This window comes from Pseudomonas sp. Ors-4-3C (assembly GCF_055755035.1).
Genome location: NZ_CM146900.1, coordinates 2,994,690 through 3,007,197 on the forward strand (window position 1 = coordinate 2,994,690; position 12,508 = coordinate 3,007,197).

12 protein-coding genes are annotated in these 12,508 nt (G+C 62.4%); 9 read left to right on the forward strand and 3 right to left on the reverse strand.

Annotated features, from left to right (window positions below):
* Nucleotides 1–155 precede the first annotated feature (155 nt).
* Together ppnN and ACVHNU_RS13275 are read left to right on the forward strand one after the other, a co-directional pair.
* On the forward strand, nucleotides 156–1,529 hold the full coding sequence (gene ppnN / locus ACVHNU_RS13270) for a nucleotide 5'-monophosphate nucleosidase PpnN (protein WP_003225941.1): 1,374 nt from the start codon (nucleotides 156–158) through the stop codon (nucleotides 1,527–1,529).
* A 241-nt stretch (nucleotides 1,530–1,770) separates the two neighbouring features.
* The gene (locus tag ACVHNU_RS13275) at nucleotides 1,771–2,505 is read left to right on the forward strand and encodes a substrate-binding periplasmic protein (protein WP_103521392.1); all 735 of its coding nucleotides are present in this window, start codon (nucleotides 1,771–1,773) and stop codon (nucleotides 2,503–2,505) included.
* Between the two features lie 132 nt (nucleotides 2,506–2,637).
* On the opposite strand, the gene ACVHNU_RS13280 is transcribed toward ACVHNU_RS13275, so the two are convergent.
* Both ACVHNU_RS13280 and ACVHNU_RS13285 read right to left on the reverse strand, forming a co-directional pair.
* The gene (locus ACVHNU_RS13280; protein ID WP_473019949.1) at nucleotides 2,638–4,032 is read right to left on the reverse strand and encodes an FAD/NAD(P)-binding protein; all 1,395 of its coding nucleotides are present in this window, start codon (nucleotides 4,030–4,032) and stop codon (nucleotides 2,638–2,640) included.
* Between the two features lies 1 nt (nucleotide 4,033).
* The gene (locus tag ACVHNU_RS13285; protein WP_226500202.1) at nucleotides 4,034–4,597 is read right to left on the reverse strand and encodes a helix-turn-helix domain-containing protein; all 564 of its coding nucleotides are present in this window, start codon (nucleotides 4,595–4,597) and stop codon (nucleotides 4,034–4,036) included.
* A gap of 85 nt (nucleotides 4,598–4,682) precedes the next feature.
* Here ACVHNU_RS13285 and ACVHNU_RS13290 point away from each other — a divergent pair, with 85 nt between their 5' ends.
* From ACVHNU_RS13290 to ACVHNU_RS13320, 7 genes are all read left to right on the forward strand, one after another.
* A complete protein-coding gene (locus ACVHNU_RS13290) occupies nucleotides 4,683–5,618 on the forward strand; it encodes a DMT family transporter (protein WP_473019950.1) in 936 nt (311 codons plus the stop codon).
* A gap of 246 nt (nucleotides 5,619–5,864) precedes the next feature.
* Entirely contained in the window at nucleotides 5,865–8,783 is a 2,919-nt protein-coding gene (locus tag ACVHNU_RS13295; protein ID WP_473019951.1) for a monovalent cation/H+ antiporter subunit A, read from the forward strand.
* The gene (locus ACVHNU_RS13300; RefSeq protein WP_003225953.1) at nucleotides 8,783–9,127 is read left to right on the forward strand and encodes a Na+/H+ antiporter subunit C; all 345 of its coding nucleotides are present in this window, start codon (nucleotides 8,783–8,785) and stop codon (nucleotides 9,125–9,127) included. Before ACVHNU_RS13295 ends, ACVHNU_RS13300 begins: the two co-directional genes overlap by 1 nt.
* Nucleotides 9,124–10,803 (forward strand): monovalent cation/H+ antiporter subunit D, encoded by a 1,680-nt coding sequence (locus ACVHNU_RS13305; RefSeq protein ID WP_003225955.1) that lies wholly within the window; start codon nucleotides 9,124–9,126, stop codon nucleotides 10,801–10,803. Before ACVHNU_RS13300 ends, ACVHNU_RS13305 begins: the two co-directional genes overlap by 4 nt.
* Nucleotides 10,800–11,288 (forward strand): Na+/H+ antiporter subunit E, encoded by a 489-nt coding sequence (locus ACVHNU_RS13310; protein ID WP_473019952.1) that lies wholly within the window; start codon nucleotides 10,800–10,802, stop codon nucleotides 11,286–11,288. The genes ACVHNU_RS13305 and ACVHNU_RS13310 overlap by 4 nt, the downstream gene beginning before the upstream one ends.
* Nucleotides 11,285–11,563 carry a K+/H+ antiporter subunit F gene (locus ACVHNU_RS13315; RefSeq protein ID WP_003225959.1) on the forward strand — a complete coding sequence of 93 codons (279 nt, stop codon included), beginning with the start codon at nucleotides 11,285–11,287 and terminating at the stop codon, nucleotides 11,561–11,563. Before ACVHNU_RS13310 ends, ACVHNU_RS13315 begins: the two co-directional genes overlap by 4 nt.
* Nucleotides 11,560–11,922, forward strand: a complete 363-nt coding sequence (locus tag ACVHNU_RS13320) for a Na+/H+ antiporter subunit G (protein ID WP_473019953.1) — start codon at nucleotides 11,560–11,562, stop codon at nucleotides 11,920–11,922. Before ACVHNU_RS13315 ends, ACVHNU_RS13320 begins: the two co-directional genes overlap by 4 nt.
* A 127-nt stretch (nucleotides 11,923–12,049) precedes the next feature.
* Here ACVHNU_RS13320 and ACVHNU_RS13325 read toward each other — a convergent pair whose 3' ends face one another.
* Nucleotides 12,050–12,490 (reverse strand): DUF3995 domain-containing protein, encoded by a 441-nt coding sequence (locus tag ACVHNU_RS13325; RefSeq protein ID WP_473019954.1) that lies wholly within the window; start codon nucleotides 12,488–12,490, stop codon nucleotides 12,050–12,052.
* Nucleotides 12,491–12,508 lie beyond the last annotated feature (18 nt).

The window sequence follows — 12,508 nt, forward strand, 5'->3', positions numbered from 1 at the left end:
GGGATTTAGCTATGCTGGGGGCCCTTTTCATCTTTTCAGCGTCCAACGGGGGACATGGCGGTACAGCGCAGATCGTGCCATCTTCATTCATGGATACACACTATTCGGATGCCATTCGCCTGCCACTGGAATGACATCGTTTTAAGGATCATTGCATGACCCAACGACACGTAATCAACGCCTCGGTCAGCCCGAAAGGCAGCCTGGAAACCCTTTCTCAACGTGAAGTTCAGCAACTGAGCGAAGCCGGATCCGGCAGCACCTACACCCTCTTCCGCCAGTGCGCCCTGGCCATCCTCAATACCGGCGCGCATGTCGACAACGCCAAGACTATCCTCGAAGCCTACAAGGACTTCGAAATTCGCATTCACCAGCAGGATCGCGGCGTGCGCCTCGAACTGCTGAACGCCCCGGCAGACGCCTTCGTCGACGGTGAAATGATCGCCAGCACCCGGGAAATGCTGTTCAGCGCCCTGCGTGACATCGTCTACACCGAAAACGAACTCGACAGCCAACGCATCGACCTCAGCTCTTCGCAAGGCATCAGCGACTACGTGTTCCACCTGCTGCGCAACGCGCGCACCCTGCGTCCGGGCGTCGAGCCGAAAATCGTCGTGTGCTGGGGCGGTCACTCGATCAACACCGAAGAATACAAATACACCAAGAAAGTCGGCCACGAACTGGGCCTGCGCAGCCTCGACATCTGCACCGGTTGCGGCCCCGGCGTGATGAAAGGCCCGATGAAGGGCGCGACCATCGCTCACGCCAAACAGCGCATCCACGGCGGTCGCTACCTCGGCCTGACCGAACCTGGGATCATTGCCGCCGAAGCGCCGAACCCGATCGTCAATGAGCTGGTGATCCTGCCGGACATCGAAAAACGTCTGGAAGCATTCGTGCGTGTCGGCCACGGCATCATCATCTTTCCGGGCGGCGCCGGCACCGCCGAAGAGTTCCTGTACCTGCTGGGCATCCTGATGCACCCGGACAACGCCGGCCTCCCGTTCCCGGTGATCCTGACCGGGCCGAAACATGCCGCGCCGTATCTGGAACAACTCGACGCGTTCGTCACCGCCACCCTCGGCGATGCGGCGAAGCAGCACTATCAGATCATCATCGACGACCCGGCCGAGGTCGCCCGGCAAATGACCGCCGGTCTCAAAGCGGTGAAGCAGTTCCGCCGCGAGCGTAACGACGCGTTCCACTTCAACTGGCTGCTGAAGATTGACGAGAGCTTCCAGCGCCCGTTCGATCCGACCCACGAGAACATGGCCAATCTCAAGCTGCACCGCGACCAGCCGCCCCACGAACTGGCGGCCAACCTGCGCCGGGCGTTTTCCGGGATCGTTGCCGGCAACGTCAAGGACAAGGGCATCCGCCTGATCGAAGAACACGGGCCATACCAGATCCGTGGTGACGCGGCGATCATGCAACCGCTCGACGCGCTGCTCAAAGCCTTCGTCGCCCAGCACCGGATGAAACTGCCGGGTGGCGCGGCGTATGTGCCGTGCTATCGCGTGGTGGCGTAACTTTTCAGCCGCCGCATCGGCCAATGTGGGAGCGGGCTTGCTCGCGAAGAGGCCGTGTCAGTCAACAAGCATGTTGCCTGACACACCGCTTTCGCGAGCAAGCCCGCTCCCACAATTGTTTTGAGGTCAATCCGATGCTGCCAATCAGCCTTTGTTTCTGACACAAAAGCCCCGTACATTCCTCACGACAACCACCACCGGCCCGTACTAAGCTTCGCGATCAATTTTTCAGGGACGATTCATGAAACGGATTGCCGCGTGTCTGCTGTCACTCCTGGCCCTGGCGGCCGATGCGGCCGATCTGCAACTGCTCACCGACAACCACCCGCCCCTGCATTTCCAGCAAGGCGATCAACTGGTGGGTTACGGCGTGGATGTGGTGCGCGCGCTGGCCGAACAGACCGGCGACCGGATCGACCTGCAACAAGTGCCGTTGCTGCGCGCCCTGCGCACCGCCAGCGAAACACCCAACACCGGCGTCTTCACCGTCCTGCGTACCGACGAGCGCGATGACCGCTATCAATGGGTCGGGCCGCTGATTGAAGTCGAAACCGCGCTGTATGCCCATGCCAACAACCAGCCGCCGGTAAAAACCCTGCAGCAGGCGGATCAGGCCGGTCGTATCAGCGTGCCGCGCAAATGGCTGATCTACAGCTACCTGCAACAGCAGAACCTGAAGAATCTCGACGGCGTCGAAACCCCGGAACAGATGATGCGGCTGTTCAGCCTTGGCCGAACCGATTTCGTGGTCTCCGACACACTCTCCACCGCCGCGCTGGCCCGCACCCAAGGCATGGAACCGGGACGCTTGCAGTATCAGATTCCGCTGATGAAACAGGACACCTACATTGCCTTTTCGCGGCAGACCGATCCGGGTCAGGTGCAACGCTGGCAGCAGGCACTGGAAACCTTGCGCGCCGATGGGCGAATGGAACAGATTCGCCAGCGCTGGTTGATGAATGCACTGCCGAGATGACTGAGCGGCCCCGTTCAACTGTAGGAGTGAGCCTGCTCGCGATAGCGTCAGCCCCTTCAGCAATGAGGTGACTGACCCAACGCTATCGCGAGCAGACTCACTCCTACAGGGATCTGTGCAGCCGGTCTGCTTTCATTCCACCAGCCGCGCCGCCAGCGCCTTCGCCTGCAATGCCACATCCGTCACCGCCGTACTCTCCCACCACATCCCGCGCAACGGTGGCCCCATCGCGAACAATCGGCTGCCGGCCTGCCCTTCAGCGTCCAGCACCGCACCGTCCACCGCCGCCGCAATCCCCAAGGCCAACGGCCCGGGGCGCACCAGCCCGCGCGCCAACAATTGCTGGGGCAGCGGCCGCGCGACGCGGCGCCAGTCGTACTCGATGCCGCTGGAATTGATCAGCGCTGCCCCCTGTACCACACAGGTTTCCACCTCGCCCCGACGCCGAATCCGAATGCTCACACCCTCGCCCACCACCGGCTCAAGCCCCTTGAACGACGCCGCCTGAATCCGCAACCGCCCCTCGTTGTGCAAGCGCTCCACCAATGCCGCACTCAACGGTGGCGAACGGTGATGATGACTCTCCCACCACGGCCGTACATGACGTACGAATTGTCGACGCTGCACGTCAGTCGCCTGACTCCACAGCCGTCCGATGTGCGCCCGCACCGTGTCCAGCGGCGCCTGCCAGTCGATGCCTTGGACGATCGCCTCACGACAATGCCGACGTAGCTCGCGCAACAACTGTCGCGGCGTGCGAATGCTCTGATCCTCGGCGAGGAAATCCACCCACGCCGGCGGTTGTCGACGCACGTGGGGCAACAGTCCATGACGGGAAAACACTTCGATCGGCCCGCGATGCCCGGCCTGCTCCAGCGAAACCACCGCATCGACCATGGTCAGGCCGGAGCCGATGATCAGCACGGTCGATTGCGGATCGAGCTGGCGCATGGCCGCAACATCCCACGGATCAAGCGCAGCGGCGTTCAGGCCACTGGACTCTTTCTGCGGCGTGCGGGCGGCGGGGAACATGCCCGTGGCGAGCACGGCGTGGGCACCGCGCAGCGTCTGCCCATTGCTCAAGCTCAGTTGCACCGAGTCGGCATCGGTTTGCACATCGACGACTTCGGCGCAGATGTGCTCGACCGTCGAACCGTGCTGCGCACCAACGACCCGCGCTTCGGCCAGACGCTGCTGCACATACACGCCAAACAATCCGCGTGGCGGGAACAGCTCACTGATCGGCACGTTCTGCTCGGCAGATTGCGGCCAGCCGCCGGCGGCAATGTGCGCGGTCAGCCATTGAGTCAGATCATCCGGGTTGTCCGGGTCGACACTCATGCGCGCCGCATTGCCGTTGAGCGTATGCCCCAGCTCGACCGCGCTGTAAGCTTCACCGCGCCCAAGTTCAGCGCGTGGCTCGATGATCAGGATCTGGCGTTGGCCGGGCAGTCGCAGCAATTGCACGGCCAGCATCGTACCGCTAAGGCCCCCGCCGATAATCAGGATGTCTGCGTTCTGATTCATTTCAAATCACCACATTGCGCACAAACCGCACCGCGACCGCTCCGTCATTGCGATAGCCGTGCGGCTGGTTGCTGGCAAACATGAAAAACTCACCGGCAGAAATGGTGTTGGTCACGTCGCCAACCGTTAACGTCAAGCAACCCTCGAATACGTAAATCTGTTCGCTCCAGCCATCGGCATCCGGTTGCGAGGGATAGACCTCGCCCGGTTGCAGGCACCATTCCCACTGCTCGACTTCACGGGTAGCGGTCGCCTTGGACAACAACACCGCTTTGCTGCCGGGAATCACTCCGGCCCACGCCACCTCGTTGATGCGGCTGGTATCGCGCGCGTCGGGGGCCTGGATCAGGTCGCTGAAGGCCACGTCGAGCGCTTCGGCGACGCGGTCTAGGGTGGTCAGGCTGACATTCTTTTCCCCGGCCTCGATCGCCACCAGCATGCGCCGACTGACGCCGGACTTTTCCGCCAGCGCGGTCTGGCTCATGTCGGCAGCGTGGCGCAGGCGCCGGACGTTATGACTGACGTGTTGCAGGACGGACGCCCGTTGGCTGGAATCTTTGTGCACTATATTGCTCACTCGGTGGGGTTGGGCAGTATACTGCGCAACGTTGGGCGCATTGTGCGTCCTGCCTTTTATAGTGCGCAAGGTCATGACGTCAGTGAACAGCTCCCCCACGCCTCTTCGCTTCTCCCGCTTCAGCAAGGCCGAGTGCGTGCTGGTGCTGATCACTATGGTCTGGGGCGGCACGTTCCTGCTGGTGCAACACGCCATGACCGTCAGCGGCCCGATGTTCTTCGTCGGCCTGCGCTTTGCGGCGGCGGCTTGCATCGTCGCGCTGTTCTCCTGGCGTCACTTGCGTGAACTGACCCTGTTCGAACTCAAGGCCGGCGCCTTCATCGGCGTGGCGATCATGCTTGGTTACGGCTTGCAGACGGTTGGCCTGCAAACGATCCCGAGCAGTCAGTCGGCATTCATCACCGCGCTGTACGTGCCCTTCGTGCCGTTGCTGCAATGGCTGGTGCTGGGCCGTCGTCCGGGGTTGATGCCAAGCATTGGCATCATGCTGGCGTTTACCGGGTTGATGCTGTTGTCCGGTCCGTCCGGGGCTTCGCTGAATTTCAGCCCCGGGGAAATCGCCACGCTGATCAGCGCCATCGCGATTGCCGCCGAGATCATTCTGATCAGCACCTACGCCGGTCAGGTCGATGTGCGCCGGGTGACCGTGGTGCAACTGGCGGTGACCTCGGTGCTGTCGTTCCTGCTGGTGGTGCCGACCGGCGAAGCGCTTCCGGATTTTTCCTGGACCTTGCTGGTGACCGCGCTGGGTCTCGGCGCAGCGAGTGCGGCGATTCAGGTGGCGATGAACTGGGCGCAGAAGAGTGTTTCACCGACCCGGGCAACCTTGATCTATGCCGGTGAGCCGGTGTGGGCCGGGATCGTCGGGCGGATTGCCGGGGAGCGCTTGCCGGCGATTGCCTTGGTTGGCGCGGGGTTGATTGTCGCGGCGGTGATTGTCAGTGAGTTGAAGACCAAGGGTAAGGTTGACGAAGTGGACGCTGAGCTGGAGCGGGAAACCCAGGGCTGATCCTCGATATTTTTAGCGTCTGCCCTATCGCTTTCGCGAGCAAGCCCGCTCCCACCTTGAAATGTATTTCAAATGTGGGAGCGGGCTTGCTCGCGAAAGGTCCATCCGTCACAACATCCCTCCCCCTGAAACAATGCCAAACCAAATTTTTCAGACTACTTTGTAGGATTCTGAGACATCCTCGGGTTTGGTAATCAGGGAGCTGGCACGTATGATGCTTCACAAACTTCCGCAGATTAGAAGCCTATGTCCCTGATAGTTCTACTGCTTCTGCCATTCATTGGCAGCTGTCTGGCAGCGGTGCTGCCACACAACGCGCGTAATACCGAATCCCTGTTGGCAGGTCTGGTCGCTTTGATCGGCACCGTGCAGGTCGCGCTGTTGTACCCGCAAATCGCCCACGGCGGGGTGATTCGCGAAGAGTTCATGTGGCTGCCCAGCCTGGGTCTGAACTTCGTCCTGCGCATGGACGGCTTCGCCTGGCTGTTCTCGCTGCTGGTGCTGGGCATCGGCGCACTCGTCTCTTTATATGCGCGTTATTACATGTCGCCGGACGACCCGGTGCCGCGCTTCTTCGCCTTCTTCCTGGCGTTCATGGGCGCCATGCTCGGGCTGGTGATCTCCGGCAACCTGATCCAGATCGTGTTCTTCTGGGAGCTGACCAGCCTCTTCTCGTTCCTGTTGATCGGCTACTGGCACCACCGCTCTGACGCCCGGCGTGGCGCCTATATGGCGCTGATGGTCACCGGTGCGGGAGGATTGTGCCTGCTGGCGGGGGTCATGATCCTCGGCCATGTCGTCGGCAGCTATGACCTGGACAAGGTCCTGGCCGCCGGCGATCTGATTCGCGCACATGCCCTCTACCCTGTTCTGCTTCCCCTCATCCTCATCGGCGCACTCAGCAAAAGCGCCCAGTTCCCCTTCCATTTCTGGCTGCCGCACGCCATGGCGGCGCCCACCCCGGTTTCGGCTTATCTGCACTCGGCGACCATGGTCAAGGCCGGAGTGTTCCTGCTCGCGCGCCTGTGGCCGTCGCTGTCCGGCAGTGAAGAGTGGTTCTACATCGTCAGCGGCGCCGGTGCGTGTACGTTGTTGCTCGGCGCCTACTGCGCAATGTTCCAGAACGACCTCAAGGGTCTGCTGGCCTACTCGACCATCAGCCATTTGGGCTTGATCACCTTGCTGCTGGGTCTGAACAGCCCACTGGCAGCGGTCGCGGCGGTGTTCCACATCCTCAATCACGCGACCTTCAAGGCTTCGCTGTTCATGGCCGCCGGGATCATCGACCACGAGAGCGGCACCCGTGACATCCGCAAACTCAGCGGCCTGATCAAACTGATTCCGTTCACCGCCACGTTGGCGATGGTTGCCAGTGCGTCGATGGCCGGCGTGCCGCTGCTCAACGGTTTCCTCTCGAAAGAAATGTTCTTCGCCGAAACCGTGTTCATCAACGCCACCGCGTGGGTCGAAGCAACACTGCCGATCGTCGCGACCATCGCCGGTACGTTCAGCGTCGCCTACTCGCTGCGCTTTACCGTCGATGTGTTCTTCGGCCCGACGGCTACCGACCTGCCGCACACCCCGCACGAACCGCCGCGCTGGATGCGTGCGCCGGTGGAGCTGCTGGTGTTCACCTGTCTGGTCGTCGGGATCTTCCCGGCGCAAGTGGTCGGCCCGCTGCTCGCGGCCGCCGCGCTGCCGGTGGTGGGCGGCACGTTGCCCGAGTACAGCCTGGCGATCTGGCACGGTCTGAATGCACCGATGATCATGAGTCTGATCGCCATGTCCGGCGGCATCGTGGTCTATCTGCTGTTGCGCAACCAGCTCAAGCGTGGCCGCTTCAAATACCCGCCGCTGGTGGGCCGCTTCAACGGCAAGCGTTTGTTCGAGCGCAGTCTGGTGATCATGATGCGCATGGCCCGTCGGGTAGAACGCCGACTCGGCACCCGGCGCCTGCAGATGCAATTGTTCCTGATGGTCCTGGCGGCGGTGCTCGCCGGGCTGATCCCGATGCTGCACAGCAGCCTGAGCTGGGGCGACCGGCCGAAAATTCCGGGCTCCATCGTGTTCGTCACCCTGTGGCTGCTGGCGATTGCCTGCGCCCTCGGCGCGGCATGGCAGGCCAAGTATCACCGTCTCGCCGCCCTGACCATGGTCAGCGTCTGCGGGCTGATGACCTGCGTGACCTTCGTCTGGTTCTCGGCGCCGGATCTGGCGCTGACGCAACTGGCGGTCGAAGTGGTGACCACGGTGCTGATCCTGCTCGGCCTGCGCTGGCTGCCACGACGCATCGAAGAAGTCTCGCCACTGCCATCGAGCCTGCGCAAGGCCCGGGTGCGCCGCTTGCGCGACTTGCTGCTGTCGATTGCGGTCGGCGCCGGCATGGCACTGCTGTCCTACGCCATGCTGACGCGGCAGACGCCCAACGACATTTCCTCGTTCTACCTCAGCCGTGCCATGCCCGAGGGCGGTGGCAGCAACGTGGTCAACGTGATGCTGGTGGACTTCCGTGGCTTCGACACCCTCGGTGAAATCACCGTGCTGGTGGCCGTGGCGCTGACCGTGTTCGCCCTGCTGCGCCGCTTCCGCCCGCCGAAAGAAAGCCTGCAATTGCCGGCCCAGCAACGCTTGCTCGCGCCGGACGTGGTCACCGATCTGGTCAACCCGCGTACAGCCAGCGACACCGCGCTCGGTTTCATGATGGTGCCGGCAGTGCTGGTGCGCCTGTTGCTGCCGATTGCGCTGGTGGTGTCGTTCTACCTGTTCATGCGCGGCCACAACCAGCCGGGCGGCGGTTTCGTCGCCGGATTGGTGATGTCAGTGGCGTTCATCCTGCAATACATGGTCGCTGGCACCCAGTGGGTCGAGGCGCAAATGAGCCTGCGACCGCTGCGCTGGATGGGCACCGGCCTGCTGTTTGCCACCGCCACCGGTCTCGGGGCGATGGCGGTCGGCTATCCGTTCCTGACCACCCACACCTGGCATTTCGCATTGCCGCTGCTGGGCGAGATCCATATCGCCAGTGCGCTGTTCTTCGATATCGGCGTGTACGCCGTGGTGGTCGGCTCGACGCTGCTGATTCTGACCGCTCTCGCCCACCAATCGGTGCGTGGTCACAAGACCGCGTCGCTGCCCAAGTCCGTCGCCAGCAAAGGAGCCGTCTGATGGAAGAAGTCATCGCAATCGCCATCGGCGTACTCGCCGCGTCCGGTGTCTGGCTGGTGTTGCGGCCACGGACATTCCAGGTGGTCATGGGCCTGTGCCTGTTGTCCTACGCGGTCAACCTGTTCATCTTCAGCATGGGCAGCCTGTTCATCGGTAAAGAGCCGGTGATCAAGGACGGCGTGACCCAGGACCTGCTGCACTACACCGATCCGCTGCCGCAGGCCCTGGTGCTGACGGCCATTGTCATCAGCTTTGCCATGACCGCGCTGTTCCTGGTGGTGCTGCTGGCGTCGCGGGGCCTGACCGGCACCGACCACGTCGACGGCCGGGAGCCCAAGGAATGATGGCAATGACTCACCTGATCGCCGCACCGATCCTGCTGCCGCTGCTGACCGCCGCCATCATGTTGATGCTCGGCGAAAAGCACCGCCCGCTGAAGGCGAAAATCAATCTGTTCTCCAGCCTCGTCGGCCTGTTCATTTCGGTGATGCTGCTGCAGTGGACGCAAACCACCGGTGTGCCCGGGTCCATCGGCGTGTACCTGCCGGGCAACTGGCAAGCGCCGTTCGGCATCGTGCTGGTGGTCGATCGCCTGTCGGCGTTGATGCTGGTGCTGACCGGCATCATCGGTGTCAGCGCCCTGCTGTTTGCCATGGCGCGCTGGGACGGCGCGGGGTCGAGCTTCCACGCGCTGTTCCAGATTCAACTGATGGGCCTGTACGGCGCGTTCCTCACCGCCGACCTGTTCAACCTGTTCGTGTTCTTCGAAGTGCTGCTCGCCGCCTCTTATGGCCTGTTGCTGCACGGCTCGGGTCGGGCGCGGGTGTCGTCGGGGCTGCATTACATCTCGATCAACCTGCTGGCCTCGTCGCTGTTCCTGATTGGCGCGGCGCTGATCTATGGCGTCACCGGCACCCTGAACATGGCCGATCTGGCGCTGAAGATTCCACTGGTGCCGGAAGCCGACCGTGGCTTGCTGCACGCCGGCGCGGGGATTCTCGCCGTGGCGTTCCTGGCCAAGGCTGGTATGTGGCCGCTGAACTTCTGGCTGGTGCCGGCCTACTCCTCGGCGAGCGCACCGGTGGCGGCGATGTTCGCGATCATGACCAAGGTTGGCGTCTACACCCTGCTGCGCCTGTGGACGCTGCTGTTCTCCGGGCAAGCCGGGGCTTCGGCATTCTTCGGTGGTGACTGGCTGATCTACGGCGGCATGGCGACCATGGCCTGTGCGGCGCTGGCGATTCTGGCCGCGCAACGTCTGGAGCGCATGGCCAGCCTGAGCATTCTGGTGTCGGCGGGGATTCTCCTGTCGGCGGTAGGTTTCGCCCAGCCGAACCTGATCGGCGCAGCGCTGTTCTATCTGGTCAGCTCGACCCTGGCCCTGAGCGCACTGTTCCTGTTGGCCGAACTGATTGAGCGTTCGCGTTCGGCCAACGAAATCCCGCTGGAGGACGAAAACGAGTTGTTGCCACGTCCGCAGGAATCCTTGCAACCGCCCAAGGGCATCAACCTCGACGACGAACAGAAAGCGGTGGTCGGTCAGGTCATTCCGTGGACCATGGCGTTTCTCGGTTTGAGCTTCATTGCCTGCGCGCTGCTGATCATCGGTATGCCGCCGCTGTCCGGGTTCATCGGCAAGCTCAACCTGATCGGTGCCCTGCTCAATCCATTGGGGCTGGGAACTGATGCTCCAATCTCGAATGCCGCATGGGCGTTGCTGGCGCTGCTGATCCTCTCCGGACTGGCCTCACTGATGGCATTCGCCCGTATGGGTATCCAGCGTTTCTGGACACCCGAAGAGCGCCCTTCGCCGCTGCTGCGCAAGCTTGAATGTGCGCCGATCTTCCTGTTGCTGGGGCTGAGCATCGCACTGACCTTCAAGGCCGAGCCATTGCTGCGCTACACCCAGGCCACCGCCGACGCCTTGAACAATCCGCAGCAATACGTGATGGCGGTGCTCGGCACTCGCGCCGTGCCAAGCCCTGAAGCCAAGGCGGCGATGCTGGAGGTGCAACCATGAAGCGTATATTTCCCGCGCCGTGGCTGTCACTGGCACTGTGGGCCTTGTGGCTCACGCTGAACCTGTCTGTCAGCCCGGGCAATCTGCTGCTCGGTGCAATACTGGGGTTCGCGGCACCGCTGATGATGCGCAAGCTGCGTCCGAAACAGGTACGCATTCGCCGCCCGCTGAAGATCCTGCGCCTGTTCCTGCTGGTCGGTCGTGACGTGATCCTCTCCAACCTGATCGTCGCCTGGGGCGTGCTCAACGCCGGTCGCCGACCGCCGCGTTCGCGCTTCGTCAAAGTGCCGCTGGACCTGCGCGACGCCCACGGTCTGGCCGCTCTGGCGATGATCTGCACCGTGGTGCCCGGCACCGTGTGGTCGGAGCTGGCGCTGGATCGCAGCATCCTGCTGCTGCACGTTTGGGATCTGGATGACGAGGCGCACTTCATCCACCACTTCAAGACTGCCTACGAGCAGCCGTTGATGGAGATTTTCGAATGAGCCCGCTGCTGTCGAACGCGATTCTGCTGACGCTGTTTCTATTCTCGCTGGCGATGGTCCTGACCTTGATTCGCCTGTTCAAGGGGCCTTCGGCACAGGATCGGGTACTCGCTCTGGATTACCTGTACATCGTCGCCATGCTGATGATGCTGACGTTGGGCATTCGTTATTCCAGTGACACTTACTTCGAAGCGGCGCTGCTGATCGCGCTGTTCGGCTTCGTCGGCTCGTTTGCCCTGGCGAAATTCCTGCTGCGTGGCGAGGTGATCGAATGAATGCTGAATTGTCGCTGTGGGTCGAGATTCCGGTGGCGATCCTGCTGGTGCTCGGCGGAGTGTTTGCGCTGATTGGCGCTACCGGATTGCTGCGCATGAAGGATTACTTCCAGCGCATGCACCCACCGGCGCTGGCATCGACGCTGGGCGCCTGGTGTGTGGCGCTGGCATCGATCATCTGCTTCTCGGTGCTCAAGTCCGGGCCCGTGCTGCACGCGTGGCTGATTCCGATTCTGCTGGCGATTACCGTACCGGTGACCACGCTGCTGCTGGCGCGGGCGGCGCTGTTCCGCAAGCGCATGGCCGGGGATGATGTGCCGGCTGAGGTGAGTAGTCGCAGGACCGAGAGTGGTAGTTAGTTTCTACACCTATGGTGTCTGAGCGGGCCTCTTCGCGAGCAAGCCCGCTCCCACATTTGGAATGCATTTCCCCTGTGGGAGCGGGCTTGCTCGCGAAGAGGCCGGTACTGCCAACCCATGAGCCGGGTCAGACCCAAGCCACCGCCAACAACCCCGCCCCCAACACCAGACAAAGCGGCGAATACACCCAGGTATCCAGTCGCGCAAACCGCGAACCCTTCACCTCTTTGAAAAACCCCACCAGATTCGAATCACCGATCGCCCGGGCAAACATCAACAATGCAATCGCACTGATCACCCATTGCAACGCCTTGTGGTGCACCGCCGGCATGCCCCAGCCGACCCGCATGCATACCAGCGCGGCAATCGCCAATAATGCTGCGGCCACCACCAAGGTAATCCAGCCTGACGGTTTGAACGCCGGTCGCACCGTTGCCACCAGACCTTGCACCGGCACTTGCGGTACCGCCGCTACCGCCGCCCATTGTCCACCCAGCGCCCAATACACATGTACCAGGGCGATCACTGCAAATATCGTCACCAGCCATTGAGCCAACACAAAGGTCATGGTCGAGAATCCTTTCCA

Coding starts and splice junctions, on each gene's coding strand:
- ppnN (WP_003225941.1), top strand. CDS start 156: ATGACCCAACGACACGTAATCAACGCCTCGGTCAGCCCGAAAGGCAGC.
- ACVHNU_RS13275 (WP_103521392.1), top strand. CDS start 1,771: ATGAAACGGATTGCCGCGTGTCTGCTGTCACTCCTGGCCCTGGCGGCC.
- ACVHNU_RS13280 (WP_473019949.1), bottom strand. CDS start 4,032: ATGAATCAGAACGCAGACATCCTGATTATCGGCGGGGGCCTTAGCGGT.
- ACVHNU_RS13290 (WP_473019950.1), top strand. CDS start 4,683: ATGACGTCAGTGAACAGCTCCCCCACGCCTCTTCGCTTCTCCCGCTTC.
- ACVHNU_RS13295 (WP_473019951.1), top strand. CDS start 5,865: ATGTCCCTGATAGTTCTACTGCTTCTGCCATTCATTGGCAGCTGTCTG.
- ACVHNU_RS13300 (WP_003225953.1), top strand. CDS start 8,783: ATGGAAGAAGTCATCGCAATCGCCATCGGCGTACTCGCCGCGTCCGGT.
- ACVHNU_RS13305 (WP_003225955.1), top strand. CDS start 9,124: ATGATGGCAATGACTCACCTGATCGCCGCACCGATCCTGCTGCCGCTG.
- ACVHNU_RS13310 (WP_473019952.1), top strand. CDS start 10,800: ATGAAGCGTATATTTCCCGCGCCGTGGCTGTCACTGGCACTGTGGGCC.
- ACVHNU_RS13315 (WP_003225959.1), top strand. CDS start 11,285: ATGAGCCCGCTGCTGTCGAACGCGATTCTGCTGACGCTGTTTCTATTC.
- ACVHNU_RS13320 (WP_473019953.1), top strand. CDS start 11,560: ATGAATGCTGAATTGTCGCTGTGGGTCGAGATTCCGGTGGCGATCCTG.
- ACVHNU_RS13325 (WP_473019954.1), bottom strand. CDS start 12,490: ATGACCTTTGTGTTGGCTCAATGGCTGGTGACGATATTTGCAGTGATC.